The sequence below is a fragment of the Thalassorhabdus alkalitolerans genome, assembly GCF_042656525.1.
Taxonomy (GTDB): domain Bacteria; phylum Bacillota; class Bacilli; order Bacillales; family Marinococcaceae; genus Thalassorhabdus; species Thalassorhabdus alkalitolerans.
In genome coordinates this window covers 1328626-1348917 of record NZ_JBHSOZ010000003.1, presented here as the reverse complement: position 1 = coordinate 1348917, position 20292 = coordinate 1328626, and the positions used below count along the sequence as shown (strand labels likewise).

Annotated in this window: 16 protein-coding genes; all 16 read left to right on the top strand. The window is 43.6% G+C overall.

Going from position 1 to position 20292, the window contains the following annotated elements; all coding sequences use genetic code 11:
* Positions 1–111: 111 nt before the first annotated feature.
* The gene (locus ACFPU1_RS09335) at positions 112–1263 is read left to right on the top strand and encodes an acyl-CoA dehydrogenase family protein (RefSeq protein WP_385940387.1); all 1152 of its coding nucleotides are present in this window, start codon (positions 112–114) and stop codon (positions 1261–1263) included.
* A gap of 12 nt (positions 1264–1275) precedes the next feature.
* Positions 1276–2907: a long-chain-fatty-acid--CoA ligase gene (locus ACFPU1_RS09330; protein ID WP_385940385.1), complete on the top strand. Its 1632-nt coding sequence runs from the start codon at positions 1276–1278 to the stop codon at positions 2905–2907.
* 31 nt (positions 2908–2938) lie between these two features.
* Entirely contained in the window at positions 2939–3805 is an 867-nt protein-coding gene (locus ACFPU1_RS09325) for a 3-hydroxyacyl-CoA dehydrogenase family protein (protein WP_385940383.1), read from the top strand.
* Positions 3806–3843: 38 nt separating this feature from the next.
* Positions 3844–4623 (top strand): enoyl-CoA hydratase/isomerase family protein, encoded by a 780-nt coding sequence (locus ACFPU1_RS09320; protein ID WP_385940381.1) that lies wholly within the window; start codon positions 3844–3846, stop codon positions 4621–4623.
* A 12-nt stretch (positions 4624–4635) separates the two neighbouring features.
* Entirely contained in the window at positions 4636–5040 is a 405-nt protein-coding gene (locus ACFPU1_RS09315; RefSeq protein ID WP_385940379.1) for a PaaI family thioesterase, read from the top strand.
* Positions 5041–5053: 13 nt separating this feature from the next.
* A complete protein-coding gene (locus ACFPU1_RS09310; protein ID WP_385940377.1) occupies positions 5054–5827 on the top strand; it encodes an electron transfer flavoprotein subunit beta/FixA family protein in 774 nt (257 codons plus the stop codon).
* Positions 5828–5841: 14 nt separating this feature from the next.
* On the top strand, positions 5842–6819 hold the full coding sequence (locus ACFPU1_RS09305; protein ID WP_385940375.1) for an electron transfer flavoprotein subunit alpha/FixB family protein: 978 nt from the start codon (positions 5842–5844) through the stop codon (positions 6817–6819).
* 14 nt (positions 6820–6833) lie between these two features.
* A complete protein-coding gene (locus ACFPU1_RS09300; RefSeq protein ID WP_054636211.1) occupies positions 6834–7679 on the top strand; it encodes a 3-hydroxyacyl-CoA dehydrogenase family protein in 846 nt (281 codons plus the stop codon).
* Positions 7680–7692: 13 nt separating this feature from the next.
* On the top strand, positions 7693–8844 hold the full coding sequence (locus tag ACFPU1_RS09295) for an acyl-CoA dehydrogenase family protein (RefSeq protein ID WP_385940373.1): 1152 nt from the start codon (positions 7693–7695) through the stop codon (positions 8842–8844).
* A gap of 46 nt (positions 8845–8890) precedes the next feature.
* Entirely contained in the window at positions 8891–10075 is a 1185-nt protein-coding gene (locus ACFPU1_RS09290) for a thiolase family protein (protein ID WP_385940371.1), read from the top strand.
* Between the two features lie 121 nt (positions 10076–10196).
* On the top strand, positions 10197–12200 hold the full coding sequence (locus ACFPU1_RS09285) for a TRAP transporter permease (RefSeq protein ID WP_385940369.1): 2004 nt from the start codon (positions 10197–10199) through the stop codon (positions 12198–12200).
* Positions 12166–12921, top strand: a complete 756-nt coding sequence (locus tag ACFPU1_RS09280) for an SDR family oxidoreductase (protein WP_385940367.1) — start codon at positions 12166–12168, stop codon at positions 12919–12921. The genes ACFPU1_RS09285 and ACFPU1_RS09280 overlap by 35 nt, the downstream gene beginning before the upstream one ends.
* A gap of 30 nt (positions 12922–12951) precedes the next feature.
* Complete coding sequence (locus ACFPU1_RS09275; RefSeq protein ID WP_385940365.1) at positions 12952–14406, top strand: MFS transporter; 1455 nt, start codon at positions 12952–12954, stop codon at positions 14404–14406.
* Positions 14407–14434: 28 nt separating this feature from the next.
* Positions 14435–16048, top strand: a complete 1614-nt coding sequence (locus ACFPU1_RS09270; RefSeq protein WP_385940363.1) for a long-chain-fatty-acid--CoA ligase — start codon at positions 14435–14437, stop codon at positions 16046–16048.
* 68 nt (positions 16049–16116) lie between these two features.
* Positions 16117–17124, top strand: coding sequence for a TAXI family TRAP transporter solute-binding subunit (locus ACFPU1_RS09265; RefSeq protein WP_385940361.1), 1008 nt, complete (start codon positions 16117–16119; stop codon positions 17122–17124).
* A 208-nt stretch (positions 17125–17332) separates the two neighbouring features.
* Positions 17333–19432 (top strand): heterodisulfide reductase-related iron-sulfur binding cluster, encoded by a 2100-nt coding sequence (locus tag ACFPU1_RS09260; protein ID WP_385940359.1) that lies wholly within the window; start codon positions 17333–17335, stop codon positions 19430–19432.
* Positions 19433–20292 lie beyond the last annotated feature (860 nt).

Here is a 20292-nt window from a genome sequence, read left to right as displayed (position 1 = left end):
CTTTGTATTTTACCTGAAATATGAAAGCGCTGTTATATAGCGCTTTTTTATTTGGCACGAATCTTGCTTATATATAAGGTGTATGAAAAAGAAGATAAGGAGCGTGTCAAAATGGTAGCTACAGCTAGCGAAGTGTCTCAAATGAAAACGATGATTCGAAACTTTGTAGAAAATGAAGTAGAACCTTATGCTCAGCAAATAGAAGAAGAAGATAAAATACCTCAGCATCTTGTAGAGAAAGCGAAAGAATTAGGGCTTTTTGGCCTCAGCATTCCAGAAGAGTACGGGGGAATCGGCCTTGATACATGCGGGAAGGCCGTAGTGCTAGAGCAGTTAGGCAGAACACATAATGGATATGTTTCGTTAATTAGCGCACATACAGGAATCGGCAGCACGGGTTTAGTAAGGCTGGGATCAGACCACCTTAAACAAAAATATCTTCCGGATATGGCATCAGGTAATTTAATAGGAGCGTTTGCCTTGTCAGAACCGGGAGCCGGATCTGATGCAACAAACTTATCCACCAGGGCAGAAAAGGCAGGGGATAAATGGATACTAAATGGAATGAAACATTTTATAACCAATGGTCCCATTGCAGATGTTATCACAGTGTTTGCTGTAACTGATAAGGAAAAAGGAGCCAAAGGCGGTATTACCGCATTTTTAGTTGAAAAAGATTTCCCGGGGTTTAGCGTGGGAGCGGAAGATAAAAAAATGGGTCTTAGAGGTTCTTACACTTCACAGATCATATTTGAAGACTGTGTGGTGCCAGAGGAGAATGTGATTGGTGAAGTAGGAATGGGATATGTATCCGCGTTAACAATCCTGGGCGAAGGCAGGGTAGGCCTGGCTGCACGAGCTGTAGGCTCTTCAGAGAAGCTGATTGAAATGTCAGCTGAATATGCCTTAGAACGAGTACAGTTTGGAAAGCCTATAGCAGATAACCAAGGAATTCAATGGATGCTTGCAGATATGGCTACAGAAACAGAAGCTGCCAAGCAATTAACAATGAATGCGGCAAGGTTGATTGATGAAGGTAAAAAAGCAATCAAAGAAGCATCAATGGCAAAAATGTACGCTTCAGAGGTATTTAACAAAGTAGCAGATAAAGCAGTTCAAATTCATGGCGGTATGGGTTACATCGCTGAGTATCCAGTGGAAAGATTTTACCGGGATGCCCGAATTACAAAGATTTATGAAGGAACAAATGAGATTCAGAGAATAATAGTCGCCAAGCACATTCTAAATGAAGCAAAAAAATAAGGAGGAAGAAGATTGAAAAAACGTTGGCATGCTTTTTATCCAGAGGATATACCTGAAGAAATTGAAATACCTTCTATCAGCCTCTATGAACTCTTAGACAGGTCAGCGAAGGATTACCCGGAACAAGCGGCGATAATTGATGACAATCAAACAATTTCCTATCAGGAGTTTAAGGAAAAGGTAGATTGTCTTGCTGCTTCGTTATCTCAGCTTGGGTTTAAAAAAGGAGACCGGGCTGCACTGATGTTTCCTAACTCAGCTGAATATTGTGTTTGTTATTATGCAGTCCTTCGATTAGGAGGTATTGTGGTTCAGGTTAACCCGATGTATCAAATAGGGGAGCTGGAGTATTTATTAGAAAATTCACGGTCTTCCTGGTTTTTTAGTAACTACGTTCAGCGAGGGAAAATGTCAGAGATAAAAATCTCACAGATTACTAAAAATATTTATACCGTAAACGATGAAAAAGACACTTTAGGTGAAGATGAATACAGCCTGTATGACTTGATAGAAAGGGGCCATTCTAAGGAGGTTCCTGAAGTATCTATTGCACCGAAAAAAGATTTAGCTGTCCTTCAATATACTGGAGGAACGACTGGAAAAAGCAAGGGTGTGATGCTCACTCACTTCAATTTAGTAGCGAACGTGTATCAAAGCTTCATTTTTACTACAAACGGTTTAAAGCGTCCCGGGGAGAGAGTGTTGGCGGTGTCACCATTTTTTCACGTGTACGGTATGACTAGTTGTTTAAATCTTGGAGTGATGAGGGCCGCTGCAATTATTTGTATGAAACGGTTTGATATCGATCATTTTATTGACATTATGAAAGAGCATAAACCCACCCTGTTTTCCGGTGTTCCTACCATGTATATTGCGATCATCAATCATCCTGAGGCATCACCGGAAATCTTACGTTCATTAAAGAGATGTATTTCAGGGTCTGCCCCAATGCCTGTTGAGTTAATGAGAGAGTTTGAGGAAAAAACCAATTCACCAATCATAGAAGGATACGGGTTATCAGAATGTTCACCAGTGTCTCATCGGAATCCAGTAGGGGACCATCGAAAGCCAGGAAGCATTGGAATCCCGCTGCCTAACACTGAAGCGAAGGTTGTGGAGCAGCATAATGGAGAGGAAGAAGTACCTGTTGGAGAAGTAGGAGAACTCGTGATAAAGGGACCCCAAGTCATGAAAGGCTACTGGAATAATGATGAAGAAACGTCTCTTGCCCTTCGTAATGGCTGGTTGTATACGGGTGATTTGGCCACCATGGATTCAGAGGGATACTTCTATATTGTTGGAAGGAAAAAAGATTTAATTATCGCGAGCGGCTACAATATTTATCCAGCAGAAGTTGAGGAAGTTTTATATGAACACCCTGCGATCAAGGAAGTATGTGTGTTTGGCGTACCGAGCTCTTACAGAGGGGAAACCGTAAAAGCTGTGATTGTACCGAGGGATAACATGAGCCCTGGTGAAGAGGAGATTATCGAATGGTGTTCAACGAGATTGGCACGCTACAAAATTCCAAAGGAAATTGCTTTTCGCAGCGAACTTCCTAAAACTACGGTCGGGAAAGTGTTAAGAAGAAAACTAGTAGATGAAGAGATTACAAAGAGCAAGGAACAGATGAATAACCCTTAAGAAGAACTAAAAAAAATGGAGGGCTGCAACGATGAGTGTTGACCAAATAAAAGAAATCAGTGTCATAGGTTCCGGAGCGATGGGTTCTCAAATTGCAATGGTAGCTGCACTATCTGGATTCGACGTTAAGCTGCAGGACATTAATGAAGAGAGCCTGGGGAAAGCCGAAAAAGAGCTGCGGTTCCGGTTAAATAAAAGGGCAGAAAAAGGCAAGGTTTCTAAGCAGGAAGTAGAGGAGGCTTTTTCCCGTTTAACCTTTTTATCTTCCCTGGAGGATGCTGTAAATAACAGTGATTTTGTTATTGAAGCAATTATTGAAAACGTTGAAGTGAAAAAAGAACTTTTTGAAAAGCTGGACAAGCTTGCTCCTCCACATGCCATTTTATCGACAAACAGCTCTACGATTGTCAGTTCTAAAGTTGCCCACCATACTAATCGGCCAGAAAAAGTTTGCAACTTTCACTTTTTTAATCCGGCATTGGTCATGGAAATGGTCGAAGTGGTTCAAGGTCCTCATACGTCAGAAGAAACAGCTCAAACCGCTTTTGAATTAGCGAAGAAATTAAATAAAACACCTATTCTTTTGAAAAAAGAAATATCAGGGTTTGTGGCGAACCGTATCCTTGGAAAGGTAATGAATGAAGCCATTTATCTGTATGAAAATGAAATCGCGACAGCAGAAGAGATCGACCTTGCCTGTACAAAGGCATTAAACCATCCGATTGGTCCCTTTGCATTAATTGATTTAACGGGATTAGATGTTCATTATAGCGTGAGAGAGCAACGATATAAGGAATCTGGCAATGAAGAGGATAAACCCTCACAGACTATTATAGATAAAGTTAACAAAGGAGAGCTAGGGAGGAAGACTGGCAAAGGATTCTATTCTTATAGCTGAAATATTCAAAACTTTCAAAATGAAAGCAGGAGGTACAAATGACTTTTCAACACATTTTAGTCGAAAAAGAAGAGCAGCTTGCGTTAATCACGATTAACAGGCCGGAAGTTAGAAATGCGATTAATAAAGAAACGTTAGATGAAATTGTTACTTCACTGGAAAGCATAAAAAACGATGATCAAATCAGATGCGTTATTTTTACCGGGCAGGGAGAAAAATCATTCGCTGCAGGCGCAGATATATCCCAGCTAACAAAGAAAACAGCTTCAGATGCCTTAACAAACAATGGCATGCAGCAGGTTTATGATTACATTGAAAGCTATGAAAAACCAACGATCGCCATGGTAAATGGGTATGCTCTTGGAGGCGGATGTGAGCTTGCAATGGCATGTGATATTCGGGTGGCTTCTACTGCAGCTAAATTTGGATTACCTGAGCTTAACCTTTCAATTATCCCCGGAGCAGGAGGTACACAAAGGCTGTCAAGACTTGTTGGAAAAGGGAAGGCAATGGAATGGATTCTTACTGGGAAAATCATTTCCAGCGAGGAAGCCATGCAATTTGGATTAGTAAGTGACACCGCATCTCCTCAGGAACTGTTTGAGAAGACAAAGTCCATTGCTGACCAGATCCTCGCAAAGGGGCCATTGGCAGTGAAGCTGGCCAAGCTATCCGTTCACTCAGGTTATGAAACGGACATGAAAACGGGATTGATGATTGAAAAGCTCTCACAGGCAATCTTGTTTAACTCGGATGACAAGAATGAAGGGACCACAGCGTTTTTAGAAAAAAGAAAACCAGAATTTAAAGGTGTATAAGGAGGAGATCCTATGTCCGGTTCGTCGCAGACCCTAAGACAACGCTTTGAAACGAGTCCTTTCTTTTCTCACTTAGGTTTTGAAATATTGGACGCTGGAAAAGACGTCATTTTATTAAAACTGCCAATAAAAAAATATTTGTTAAACACGAACCAGACTGTGCATGGCGGTGTCTACGCTACGATGCTTGATAACATTATGAGTCTGGCAGTGCGGAAGGCTGTGGAGAAAGATATTGTGACCGTTAACATGAATATTAATTTTTTAGCCCCGGTCAAAGAAGGTGATATCGTGGCATCTGCAAAGATTCTTCATCAGGGGTACCGGATTGTAACGTGTGAGAGTGAGATGTACAGCCATGAAGATGTACTGCTGGCAAAAGGCACAGGGACATTTAAAGTGAAAAAATCTACATAAGGAGGTAAACAAGATGAATGTATTTGTAATCATGAAAAGAACCTTTGACACTGAGGAAAAAATAGTAATTAAAAATGGGATGATCGATGATGACGGAGTTGAATTTATTATAAACCCTTATGATGAATATGCGATCGAGGAGGCTATACAGCTTCGAGACAAGCATGGTGGAGAGGTAACAGTAATCACAGCGGGCGATGAAGATGCTGAAAAGGAACTTAGAACGGCTCTCGCCATGGGAGCGGACAAGGCGGTTTTACTAGATACAGAGGATGTAGATGAGGAAATCGACCACTTCACCATTTCTGAAATCTTAACAGCCTATCTAAAAGACAAGGACGCAGATATTATTTTAAGCGGGAATGTGGCGGTAGATGATGGGGCAGGACAGGTTGGTCCCCGTATTGCTGAAAGACTGGGCATCAACCAATTAACTACGATCACAAAGCTTGACGTTGAGGGACAAGCAGTGACAGCAGAAAGGGATGTTGAAGGGGATATTGAAATTGTTGAAACCTCTCTCCCGTTGCTTGTTACTTGTCAGCAAGGGTTAAATGAACCAAGGTATCCTTCCTTGCCAGGGATTATGAAAGCGAAGAAAAAACCATTAGAAACATTGGATCTGGATGATTTAGATCTTGAGGAAGAGGATGTAGAAGCTAAGACTTCCACGACAGGAAGGTTTTTACCCCCGGAAAAAGGAGAGGGCAAAATCCTGGAGGGAGAAATTGAAAATCAAGTTCAAGAGCTTGTAAAGCACTTGAGAGAAGAAGCAAAAGTTATTTAATGGAGGGATTAACTATGAAAAAAATACTAGTATTGGGTGAGATCCGTGATGGAGAGCTTCGTAATGTTTCCCTTGAGGCAGTCGCAGCAGCACGTAAGGCCGTGAACGATGGCGAGGTCGTTGGTATTCTTTTTGGGAACAAGGCGAGCGAGTTTGCCAGTGAAATGATCAAGCACGGAGTGGATCGTATGATTGTTTCCGAGCAGGAGGAACTTGAACAATATACCACAGATGCTTACAAACAAGCGTGTCTTCAATTACTTGAAGATGAAAAGCCAGATGGAATGCTATTATGCCATACTTCCTCAGGAAAAGACCTGGCTCCTCGAATAGCCGCCGCCTTAAAAACAGGTCTGGTTTCCGATGTGACTGATATTGAAGGTGAAGGGGAGGATCTCGTCTTTACCCGTCCTATCTATTCAGGAAAAGCGTTTGAACAGAAGAGCATGAATAGCGAATTGATGCTGGCCACCATTCGTCCTAACAACATTCCAGCTTTGAAGAAAGACGAGTCCAGAGAGGGAGATGTCTCTTCTGTTACTTTCGACATCAAAGATTTGCGGACAGTTATCAAAGATGTTGTAAAGAAAACAAGCGGCGGCATCGATCTATCGGAAGCGAAGGTAATTGTTGCTGGCGGCAGGGGAGTAAAGAGTGAAGAGGGATTTAAGCCTTTAGAAGAGCTTGCTGAGGTATTAGGCGGTGCGGTAGGTGCTTCAAGAGGAGCATGTGATGCTGAATACTGCGATTATTCTTTACAAATCGGCCAGACAGGCAAGGTTGTAACACCTGATTTATATATCGCAGCAGGGTTATCGGGCGCAATACAGCATCTGGCAGGGATGTCCAGCTCTAAAATTATTGTAGCAATTAACAAGGATCCGGAAGCCCCTATTTTTGAAGTAGCTGATTATGGAATCGTAGGAGATTTATTTGAAGTGATTCCGCTGCTCACAGAGCAATTCAAGAAGGAATTAATGGCACAAGCTTAATTGGAGGTAGGCTAATGAAACAAATTGGAGTGGTGGGAGCAGGGACGATGGGAAGAGGAATATGCTATGAAGCTGCTCTCGCCGGCTTTCATACAGTTCTTCATGATGTAGACTCATCTTCCCTGGAAAACGCTCGAACCTACATTGAGGAGCTTTTCGAGAAAAATATAAAGAAAAACTATATATCTGCTAACCAGGCTGCTGAGTCCCTTGAGAGGATTTCTTATACCACTTCACTAGATGAAGCCGGCTCTGAGGCAGACATGGTCATAGAAGCTGTCCTTGAAATTATGGAGCTTAAAACAGAAATTTTTCAGCAGCTTGATGAGATTACACCCAGCCATACAGTATTAGCAACCAACACTTCAACCATGAGCCCTACAGAGATTGGAGCACAAACCAGGCGGCCTGATCGCTGCGTAGCCATGCATTTTTTTAACCCGGTGCATAGAATGAAGCTTATTGAAGTGGTCCGCGGCCTGGAAACGTCGCAGGAGACAGTAGACAAGGTATTTGAAGCAGGGAGACATATGAAGAAAGAATGCGTTACTATAAACGAGTTTCCTGGCTTTGCTGTCAGCAGGATGAACTGCTTAATTGGAAATGAAGCAATGAATATGGTCATGGAGGGGGTGGCCACTCCAGAAGATATAGATAAATCTATGAAGCTAGGATTAAACCACCCTATGGGCCCGTTAGAGCTGGCAGATTTAGTAGGATTAGATACACGCCTGCGCAATATGGAGTATTTATACAAAACACTGGGAGAGAAATATCGCCCTTGCCCCCTATTAGTAAAATATGTTAAAGCAGGAAGGCTTGGAAGAAAGACGGGAAGAGGGTTTTATCAATATTCCTGAGGAGTGGTCACACATGAACTTTCAGCTGGATGAAGATCTTATATTGCTTAAAAAAAACATTAGAGATTTTGTTGCAAATGAAGTTGACCCTTTATCTATGCAAATAGAAGAGGATGACCAAATTCCGGAAATAATCGTGGAAAAGTCTAAAGACATAGGATTGTTTGGACTAAGTATTCCAGAAGAATACGGCGGATTAGGAATCGGAATGATAGGCAAGTGCGCTTTATATGAAGAGATCGGGAAAACTCACAACGGCTATACTACGTTAATCGGTGCCCACTCAGGGATTGGATCGGTTGGAATCGTAGAGATGGGAAATGAAGAACAAAAACAGAAATATTTGCCTGACATGGCATCCGGGGAAAAAATCGGCGCTTTTGCATTAACGGAGCCCTCTGCCGGCTCCCACGCTACCAACTTAAAAACTACGGCTGTCAAAAAGGGAGATAAATATATTTTAAATGGCACAAAGCATTATATAACAAATGCCCCCATTGCAGATGTTTTCACTGTCATGGCAGTCACGGATGCATCTAAAGGACCTAAAGGGATAACATCCTTTATTGTAGAAAAAGATTTCCCTGGCTTTAAGGTTGGCGCAATTGAGAAAAAGATGGGACTAAAAGGCTCTCAGTCTGCTGAAATATTTTTTGAAGACTGCGAGGTGCCGGAGGAAAACGTTCTTGGAGAAGAAGGACAGGGGTATGTAAACGCATTAAAGATTCTAGCTAATGGACGGGCCGGTCTGGCGGCACGCAACCTTGGTTCTTGTCAAAAGCTGTTGGATATGTGCATGGCATTTTCAGAAGAAAGAGAACAGTTTAAGGTCCCTATCATTGAGCACCAGGCAGTGGCTCATATGATAGCGGAAATGGCAATGGATATCGAGGCACTACGGTCGTTTACGTATCGCATTGCCTGGATGGTAGAAGAAGGACAAAAAGTAATTAAAGAAGCTGCCATGCTCAAGCTTTTTGGCTCCGAGGTATATCACAGGGTGGCAGATAAAGCTGTTCAGGTGCATGGGGGCATTGGATACATTCAAGAATACCCCATTGAAAGGTTCTACAGGGATGCCAGGATAACAAGAATCTATGAAGGAACCTCCGAAATTCAAAAAAATATTATTTCAGGTCAATTGAGAAAGGAATATCAGCGGTGACTCGGAAAAAGGACGAAAAACTGACAAAGGAAGAGGAGGGGTACGAATGAGAGAAGAAGAAATTGTAATAGTCAGTGCAGTGAGGACGGCAATCGGCAGGTACGGAGGTACTCTAAAAGATAGTAATTCTGGTTATTTAGCTTCTGCGGTGATTCAAGAAGCGATTAGCCGAGCGGAGCTCTCTCCTGAACAAGTGGATGAAGTCATTTTGGGAGAAGTTCGGCAAACAACTAAATCTTCCAACGTAGCTAGAGTAGCGGCTTTAAGAGCCGGTCTTCCTGCGGAAACGCCTGGTTATACAATTAATAGATTGTGTGCCTCCTCATTGCAGGCAGTGGCTTCCGGGGCTCAGCAAATTATGACAGGGCAGGGAGATATTATTGTTGCCGGGGGAACTGAAAATATGAGCGATGCTCCTCATTACTTAAGAAATGCCCGATTTGGCGGAACACCCAAACTAGTTGATTCCAATACTGAAAATGGCCAGCAGCCAATGGAAATATACGGTGAAGAACTAGGGATGGGAAAAACCGCTGAAAATGTCGCAGAAAGATACAACATTTTACGAGAAGATCAGGATGCTTTTGCATTGCAAAGTCAGGAAAAGGCTAAAAATGCTCAAAAAGCAGGTATTTTTGACGAAGAAATTGTACCGGTCAGTGTCCGCGAAAAAAAAGAAACAAAGCTCTTCACTGTAGATGAACATCCGCGGCCCTTTACGACGATTGACAAATTGAAAAACCTAAAGCCTGCTTTTAAAAAAGGTGGAACTGTCACTGCCGGCAATGCTTGCGGAAGGAATGACGGTGCAGCAGCCCTTCTGCTAATGAGCCGTTCTAAAGCCCAAGAGCTTGGCATAAAGCCGATGGCTAAAATAACCGGCTGGAGTGTGGCCGGGGTAGATCCTGAGGTAATGGGCGTCGGACCGATTCCAGCGGTACAAAAACTTCTGAAACAGACCGGGGAAAGTCTGAATAACATTGGGAGGATTGAACTTAATGAAGCATTTGCCTCTCAAGCATTAGCTGTCATTCGAGAGCTGTCTCTGCCTGCTGAAAAGGTTAATGTAAATGGTGGAGCAATTGCCCTTGGTCATCCGTTAGGAGCGACAGGAGCGAGAATTCTGACTACCTTGCTATATGAATTAAAGCGGAGTGATGAGAAAAAGGGAATAGCTACTTTATGTGTTGGCGGTGGTCAGGGCATGGCAATGATGGTTGAGACAATTTGACCACATTTATGACAGCGTTTTCAAATGGTTAATGCTATTTTAGTTGAATGAAGAAGGGTATTCAGGCTGCCAGTCTCGTGGAGGGGATTTCATTAGTCCCCAATCAAAGGGGGGATTTTTCATGAAGACTAATGAAACTGAAAAGATTGATTTAAGAGTTGATGAGGAGGAACGAAGTAACCTGGAGGAGGTACTTGACCAGGAAAACGGCTGGTCACGTGCCTATCGTACCTGGCGGCTTTTCCTTTCTGCTATTTGTATAGGACTGGCTTTTTACATTCTGTATTCTGCTGCTTTTGGCGGTATGCCTGCGTGGCAGCATAGAGCGGTATTTACTTCCCTTGCCCTTTTCCTCTGTTTTAGTTTTGTTCCTTATAAAAAGGGACGAAATAGATTACATCCTGTGTTTGACCTCGTTCCATTATTATTGTCTGCAGCTTTGGTCGCATTTACGTTCCTTGCTTACCCGGAGGTGTCAATGCGCGGAGGGAACGTCTTACCAATGGACATCGCTGCAGGAACTCTAATGATGGCTTTGATTATCGAAGGTGTTAGAAGAACTGTAGGAATTGCTATGGCCTCGCTCACTTTGTTTTTCATTATCTATGTGTTTGCAGGTCCTTATTTTCCCGGTCTGGCTGGTCATCCGGGGTATAGCTTTAACCGACTAATTGACACGATGTTTATTTCTACAAACGGAATTTTTTCAGACCCTATATACATTGCTTCTACTGTCTTAATTTTGTTCCTGCTTTTTGCATCCATTTTATTGAGGACGGGAGCTGGGCAATTCTTTATTGATTTTGCTTTCTCTCTCACCGGAAGGTTGCGTGGCGGCCCTGCTCTTGCTTCAGTTCTTTCAAGTGGAATGATGGGGACAATTACAGGAAACGGGGTAGCAAATGCCACCATGACGGGACCATTTACGATCCCTCTTATGCGGAAAGTAGGATATTCAAGAAACTTCTCAGGCGGTGTTGAGGCAGTAGCATCGCAGGGCGGGCAGATTATGCCGCCAATAATGGGCGCGGCTGCTTTTATTATGGCAGAGTACACCGGAATTCCTTTTATACAAATTGCGGCTTATGCTCTGATTCCTGCTCTCCTGTACTTCTTCATGGCGAGCTTAATGATTTATTTACAAGCACGAAAGCAGGGGCTTGAAGGTTTGCCGAAGACACAGCTTCCAAACTTTTGGGAAGTCATCTTTAAAAGAGGATATTTAATGCTCCCTCTTATCCTCATTGTGGTTATGATGATCCAAGGTTACAGTCCTATGAGGGCAGGAATGTGGGCAATCGTGTCCTTGTGTTTAATAAGCTTACTCAGAAAAGAGACACGGTTATCATTTGTCAAATTTCTTGGTGCCATTGAACAAGGTATAAAAAACTCCATTTCAACGATTATGGCCTGTGCAGGAGCTGGTATTATCACCGGTGCGGTCATTATGACAGGGTTAGGAACAAGGTTTTCCCGACTCGCAGTTGATCTATCAGGAGGAGAATTGCTGCCACTGCTTCTGTTAATCATGGTGGCGTCTATTATTCTAGGTATGGGAATGCCCACCGTTTCTGCCTATGTTATTTTGGCAACAGTAGCTGTCGGTGGCTTAACACAAGTTGGTGTACCGGTAATTGCAGCTCACCTGTTTGTATTCTATTTTGGAATATTCTCAGGAATTACTCCTCCTGTGGCAATCACATCCTATATTACGGCGGGGATTGCAAGGGGAGAGCCGATGCGGACATCCTTTCAGTCAATGAGAATAGGGATTGCAGGATTTCTGCTTCCTTATATGTTTATTTATAACCCTACCCTTCTTTTGGAAGGAAGCACACCTACTATTATTTTAGGAGTAGGAACGGCAACGATAGGACTTGTTTCCTTTGCGTGTTTCATACAGGGTTATGCGGTTTCAGCAACTAATCTTTTGCAAAGAATCACATTCCTGGCAGCAGCCCTCCTGCTTGTAGCCTTTGAACCGGTTACAGATGGACTTGGTATCCTTCTCTTTCTTGGAGTCTTTATGTACCAATGGATAAAAAATAAAATGAGCTTCGCTCGAAGTTCACAAGAAGGGAGCGGAAGAAATGGAAGATCTGAAAGGGAAAGTAGCACTGGTTAGCGGTGGTGCAAGGGGCCTTGGATTCGAAATTGCTCTTACTCTGGCAGAAGCAGGCTGTACGGTATGCGTATGCTCCAGGCGCATTGAGGTTGAAGGCCGTGCTGTACAAGTCTTAAAAGAAACAGGTCAGGAAGTCTATGCCGAACCCTGTGACGTCACCCAAAAGGACCAGATTGAACATTTCGTTCAGAATATTTTAAATAAATACAAGCGGATAGATATCTTAGTGAACAACAGCGGAGCAACGTGGGGAGCCTCCGTTGAAGATATGCCGGAGGAGGCATGGGATAAAGTAATGAACGTAAATGTAAAAGGACCTTTTCTTCTTTCCCAGCGAGTAGGAAAGGTGATGAAAGAACAAGGTTACGGAAAAATTATTAACGTTGCCTCCGTAGCTGGATTAAAAGCAGAGCCTCCTGAAGTACTGGATGCCATAGGGTACAGTACAAGCAAAGCAGCTGTCATTCACTTTACCAAGGACCTTGCAAGAAAGTGGGCTTCTCATAATATTTACGTGAATGCCATTGCACCCGGATTCTTTAAGAGTGACATGACAAAAGGAATTCTTGAAGAAAAAGAAGATCAAATAAAAAAAGGCATACCGCTGCGTCGCATCGGTGAGCCTCCTTTATTACGCGGACCCATTTTATTTTTAGCATCTTCAGCGAGTGATTTTGTAACAGGCCATACTCTCCCAGTCGATGGGGGTGCTCATCTATAAAATAGGCAGTAAAGAAAAGAGGATATTGTTTTGCCAAGTCTCAAAGAACGAGAGATAAATCGAGAGAAGCTTTTATCATTTACGCTATTTATCAATGTTCTCATCATGGTAATGAATACATCTATGTTTACCATCGCCGTACCTGAAATTCAATCAGATTTTCAACTCACAGCTTCATTGGCAGCCTGGATGGTCACCAGCTATTCTGTTTGTTTCGCGGTAGGCACACTTCTATATGGCCGCCTTACTGCTTTTTTTTCCATCCCTTCCTTACTCACTATTGGTCTTGGGCTATTAGGTATTGGCTCTGTAGCAGGAATGCTTGGAGACAGCTATCCGGTCCTTGTGGCAGCACGCGTCATTCAGGCAGGAGGAACTTCGGCTATTTCAGCGCTTGGCATTGTAGTCGTGTCCCGTTATTTTCCGATAGGGGACAGAAACAAGGCAATTGCTATGATAGCCTCTGCCTCTGCTTTGGGATTTGGCCTGGGGCCTTTATTAGGCGGGGTGATTAGTGATTATCTGGGCTGGCGATATTTGTTTACTGTAAGCTTACTTGGAGTTTTAACGATCCCTATTTATCGGCGCTATATTCCCTCTCGTGTAGAAAGGAATGGAAGCTTTGACATTACAGGTTTTCTATTATTCAGTATCTCTATTATTTCACTTTTGTTGGTTGTTTCTTCTGGCGTGCTTTGGTATTTGCTCGGGGCGTTATGCTTTCCTCTGTTCTTATTTCACATTAAAAGAAAACAGGATCCCTTTTTACCGCTGTCAATGCTTCAGGATCGTATTTATCAAAAGGCCCTGTTTTTAGCTTTTACCATTTTCTTTATTCACTTTTCTATTTTATTTGTGACTCCTTTGTTACTCGTTCACATACATGGTAAAAGTATTGCCGTTGTAGGCTGGATCGTATTTCTGGGGGCGCTGGCATCTACTATTGTTATGAAATTTTTGGGTGAACACGTGGAGAGAATCGGCTTGCCTAGGATTATTGGCTTAAGCACAGTGTGTATGCTGGCTGGGACGTTTCTCTTTTCAGGCTTTGGAGACCGTTACCCTTTACTGGTCACCCTCTTCTTTTTTGTTTCAAGCACAGGATTTTCCTGCGTCACCATGGGGATGTCCAATTTCATGACAAGATACTTGCATCCGGAACAGATGACATCGGGGTACGGAACGATACAGTTAATTCAGTTTTCTGGAGGAGCTTTTGGAGTGGCATTGACAGGGAAGATTCTGGAAATGCCTTTTGCTTCTGATGCTTTGTGGAACGCCTTCTGGCAAGACGGCAGCCAGGCATACAGTAACGCTTATTCCCTGCTCTTCATTGCCGCATTTGCCGCGTTTGCTGTGTTTCTTCCTTTTTATATGCAAACTCATCAAATGAAATTAAATCATAAAAATACAGCTTCATTCTCTAGAGAAAATCATGCCTATATGAACAAAAATAAGGTCTCTCGTTCACAGGCTCAGGATTGATTGATCACTTATAAAGAGGAGGGAAAGAATGATTGATCGGCCATGGTATAAACATTATCCACCAGGGGTTGAAAAAGAGGTTTCTATCCCAACGGCGTCTTTGTCTTCTTTATTAAAAAAAGCTTTTAAAGAAAGGCCCACAAACACGGCTGTTATTGATGGGCCAGTGCGGTGGAGTTATCAGAAGTTGTACGAAAAAGTTCTTTCATTCTCTCATTCCCTGTCTGTAAAAGGGTTTAAGCCGGGTGACCGGGCTTTGATAAAACTTTTTAATAGTAAAGAGTACATCGTCGCTTATTTTGCTGTCATAAGACTTGGAGGGACTGTGGTACAAGCGAATCCTCTTTATACGAGTGAGGAGTTAAGAGAGTTAATTAATGATTCAAAGGCCAGCTGGGCAATCAGCCATGCCGAACATGCTGACAAAATTCAGCGAGCGGATCGCAGGAATAGGCTTGGAGTAGTTCTTGTCTCTGCCGCTCAATCCAGCGGTGATACAGAGTCTTTCGAAGCCATGATCAAAAATGGAAATCCTGCTCTGGCTCCTGAGCATGATATCAACCCTTACGAAAATGTGGCTGTGCTGCAATACACGGGAGGCACGACCGGCAAAAGCAAAGGAGTCATGCTCACCCATCAGAACATTTTCTCCAATGTCTATCAAAACTATCATTTTACTGTGAAAGATATTAGTGAAGAGGGAGAGAAACTGCTGGGTGTATCACCTTTTTACCACGTTTATGGAATGAGTGCTGTCATGCTCCTGGCTGTATTCAGGGGTTCCACCATAATTTGTATTTCCCGCTTTGACCCAAAGAAGTTCCTTGAAATTATTCGAAAAGAGAGACCTACCTTGTTTTCCGGTGTTCCGACTGTTTATGGGGCTCTTTTAAAACAGCCTGAGGCTACAGAAGAAACGATGAAATCTCTGAAATTATGCATGGCTGGTTCTGCCCCTCTTCCGTTGGAAGTAATTAGAGCTTTTGAAGAAAAAACTGGAGCCGTCATTTTAGAAGGATACGGGCTCTCAGAAACCTCTCCGACTACTCATCGGAACCCTGCACAGGGAGTCAGAAAAGCAGGAAGTATCGGCATCCCGGTTCCTAACACGGATTGTAAGATTGTCGATCAGTTTACTGGCGAAAAAGAAATGCCAGTTGGGGAAGTGGGTGAATTAGTTATAAAAGGTCCTCAGGTAATGAAAGGATACTGGCAAAGAGAAGAAGATACAAAGAGGACTCTGGTGGACGGCTGGCTGTATACAGGGGACTTGGCCAGAATGGACCAAGACGGCTATTTTTATATCGTAGGACGAAAAAAAGAGTTAATTATTGCCAGTGGATACAATGTTTATCCTAGAGAAATAGAAAATGTGCTTTATGAACATCCTTCTATTCAAGAAGCAGCGGTGTACGGGATACCAGATGAATACAGGGGGGAAACCGTGCAGGCAGCGGTTGTATTAAAAGATCAAGGTTTCATAGATAAAGAGGAGCTTAGAATGTGGTTAAAAGAAAGACTCGCAGTGTACAAGGTGCCAACAAAGATAGACATTTTACCCTCACTGCCGAAAACAAGCGTAGGAAAAATATTAAAACGAACACTCCAAAATCAAGCGAAAGAAAACCAGCTTTTAAAGTAAGGCTGCGAGACGAGGTTTTCAAGCACTTACAGGGAGCACCCTGAATAACAAAAGAAAGAGGGATAAGTATGAAACGTTATGGATTAATCGCAGGGGCAGCGGGCATGTTGATGATCACTGGATGCGGAGGGGAAAGCGCAGGAGGTAATTCTGATAGTGATTTGATGCATTCACATATTTCAGGGCCTACAGCTTCTGGCTGGTATCCTCTTTCCACGTTGATGACTGATATATGGATGGATGATATAGAAGGGGCAAATATAACTGTTGTGGAGGGAGGAGCGATAGGAAACATTCGTGATGTGAACCAGGGAACAGAAATGCTGACAGGGATGGCCTTTGCTTCTGATTTTGCCGATGCTATTGAAGGGCGGGGATCGTTTGAAGGAGACCCTCAAGAAAACATAAAAGGACTAGCTGTGCTGTATCCTACGTTATGGAATTTTGCTGTATTGGATTCCAGTCCTTATGAAACGATTGAAGATGCGCTGGAAAACGGAGCAGACATCATTCCGGGAGAAGCTAATGATGCCAGTTCTCAAACAGCTGAACGTGTGTTTGAGGCAATGGGTTATACGACTGAAGATATTGAAGCAAACGGCGGAAGTGTAACATATAACGGCTACGGAGATGCCAACAACCAAATGAGAGATGGCGGGATTGATATGGTCGTACAAGGAGGGTCACCCTATGTAACAGGCTTAAGTGAGCTGGACACGACCAACCCTGTCCGTCCTCTTCCAATACCCGAAGATGCCTTGCAAGAGCTGGATGAAGCAGGATACGGATATAATGTTGAAATGTCAATTCCCGCTGGCTCTTATTCTAATTTAGAAGAGGATGTGCCAACTGTCTCAACCATGGCTATGGTAGTCGTAAATGAAGATATGGATGAAGAGACTGTTTACGAGCTCACAAAATCCCTTTGGGAGAACCTTGAACGTTTTCAGGACGAACAGCCAAACAGAGGGGACTATTTTGATCCAGAGCTAGGTTATCACGGCCTGGTAGACCCGGATGAAAACATGCATCCTGGAGCAAAACGATACTACGAAGAGATTGGAGTTGTAGAGTAAGGAAAACAATCCTGACTGTACAAGGATAAATGGGCTGGAGGAGGAGGGGGATTGTTTTTCCCCTCCGATTTTCAGGAAAACACAGATGTTTGTGACTGGCATTTAGGTGAAACAGCCTGCTGGCGGGGTGTTTTCGTTAATAGAAATTTTCCCTTCATTATAGAAACCAACTTGGAATGGATAATAGCAGAAAGTGAGGGAGCAAGGAATGACGACGATTAATTTAATTGGTTTTCTTTTAGTAACTCTATATGCTCTGTATTTATTTTACACTCTAGTAAAAACACGTTATGAATACATTAAACTTGGAAAGAAGGCTGAGTTTGAACATACGGCAAAAGAGCGTTGGAACGCCATTGTTGAAAACGTTTTCGGGCAGAAAAAACTGCTCAAGGACAAGAAAAGCGGCATCATTCATGTCATGTTCTTTTACGGCTTTTTGCTTGTTCAGTTTAGTGCCATTGATGTGATTTGGAAAGGGCTGAATCCGGGGTCCCACCTCCCGTTGGGTCCGGTGTACCCTGTTTTCACGTTGTTTCAGGAAGCCGTCGTTGTCATGATTCTGGTGGCGGTCGTCTGGGCCTTTCACCGCCGCTATATTGAAAAGCTTGTCCGCCTGAAACGAAATTGGAAAGCAGGACTGGTCCTGATTTTTATCGGCGGCCTGATGGTGTCAAAGCTGGTCGCCAAAGGAGCCGAAATGGTGTGGCTGGGGAAATCCCTGACCGGATTTGAGCCGATCGCTTCGGTGATTGGAGCTGCCCTTTCCCCGTTATCGGCCACGGCGGCCGGAGCCATTTTCTACGTGGCCTGGTGGGTTCACCTGCTCATTTTGCTGACCTTCCTGGTGTATGTGCCTCAGTCCAAGCACGCCCACTTACTCGCAGGACCGGCAAACGTCTGGTTCGGGCGCACCAATAAGGTGGGACAGCTGTCAAAGATTGATTTTGAAGACGAGTCCCAGGAAGAGTTCGGGGTCGGGCGCATTGAAAACTTTAACCAGAAACAGCTTCTTGACTTATACGCCTGTGTGGAGTGCGGGCGCTGCACGAATATGTGCCCGGCGACGGGCACCGGGAAGATCTTATCCCCGATGGATCTTCTTCTGAAAATGCGGGATCATCTCACCGAGAAAGGCGCGGCCGTCACCTCCAAGTCCCCGTGGCTTCCAGCCTACGCGTTCAGCCATACGAAAGGAAACCAGCTTGCCTCCCAGGGAGCCGAAGAAGCGGCTGCTTCCTTTGAACAGGTGAACCTGATTGGCGATGTCATTACGGAGGAAGAGCTTTGGGCCTGTACAACGTGCCGAAACTGTGAGGACCAGTGCCCGGTGATGAATGAGCACGTCGATAAGATCATCGACATGCGCCGTTATCTTGTTTTAACTGAAGGAAGAATGGATGCCGAGGCACAGCGTGCGATGATGAACATTGAGCGCCAGGGGAACCCGTGGGGCATTAACCGCAAGGAGCGTGAGAACTGGCGGGAAAGCCGGGACGATGTCGACGCACCGACGGTCAAAGAAATGAAAAAACGCGGGGAAGAGTTTGAGTACCTGTTCTTTGTGGGATCCATGGGCTCCTATGACAAGAGAAGTCAAAAAATAGCCCAGTCCTTTGCGAAACTGATGAATGAAGCGGGTGTGAAGTTTGCGATTCTTGGAAACAAGGAAAAGAACTCCGGCGACACGCCAAGACGGATTGGAAACGAGTTTCTGTTTCAGGAGCTTGCGACGGCAAACATTGACACGTTCCAGAAAAATGACGTAAAAAAGATCGTCACGATTGATCCTCACGCCTACAACACGTTTAAAAATGAATATCCTGACTTCGGACTGGAAGAAGATGTGGAAGTCTATCATCATACCGAGCTTCTCGCTGAGCTGGTCCGGGAAGGCAAGCTGAAGCCGACCCATGAAATCAAGGAAACGATCACGTACCACGATTCCTGTTACCTGGGCCGCTACAATGACGTGTATGATCCTCCGAGAGAAATTTTAAAAGCCATTCCAGGGCTTACGGTCGTGGAAATGGAGCGAAACCGTGAGGACGGCATGTGCTGCGGAGCCGGCGGCGGCATGATGTGGATGGAAGAAGAAGCGGGGCAGCGGGTGAACGTCGCCCGGACAGAGCAGGCGATGGAAGTGAGCCCGTCCATGATTGGGAGCGGGTGCCCGTACTGCCTGACGATGCTGAGTGACGGGACCAAAGCCAAGGAAGTGGAAGATGATATTTCCACCCTGGATATTGCTGAAATTCTTGAAAAAGCAGTAATAAATACAAAAGAAAGAGATATTGTCGCTACTTGATGAAAGAGTTTGCTTTTATTGTGAATGGATAGGGAAGGGTCCCTATATATAGATTCAGCCTGACACACACGCTTAAATAGAAGAATGAGAAGAGTCATGAATGGCATGGCTCTTCTTTTTGGGGTAATTGTTGGGGGCACGATCCTCTTAGGTCGGAGAAAACCCATAATAGAATAAAATGTTTCGATTTCATCACTCCCGTTTTCCATGTGCATAGGATATAGCAAAATGTAAACGGAGAGATGAAAGATGGGACAGAGAAAATCAAAAAAGTCAAAAACAGCTGTCAAAGTTTCCCCTGCTGAAAAGCATGCCCATACTATGAAGGCAGTTACCTCTGAAACTTGTTTTTCCTGTAAAAAGCAGTGTGCAAGAGGGATTGCATACATGGAAAAAATGAGTAAACCTGGAGCAATTGGAAAAGGAGTTCCTTGTATATTGACGAAAGGAAGGGCTCTTGGAAAAAGGTAATGACTCTAAAAAAATGGAGATCTAAACTAAAGTTCTCTGTTTTTTTATGGTGTTTTTTTTGAATCTGATAAAGGTTGATATAGATTTTTAATAAGTTATTGATTAAAAATCATAGTGGGTGATGCCAACGAGAATCGCATGTTTTTTGAGAAAACCTGCAGCCATGCCCGAGAATAGAAGACACCATGAAGGCGAACAAGTTGAAGCATGAAGGAATGGCGCAACTTCTGTACTCTTAGGTGCAAGCGAGCAGCTATTAATGAAAATCAACAACAAAATGTAACAAAGCCATTTTTTGAAAAGAGGCTATGTAGAGGGGGGGATTTCATTTTAAACGGAGCCTTTCATCAGAAGAAAGGAAATGTCGAAACAGATATTGAATCTAACTA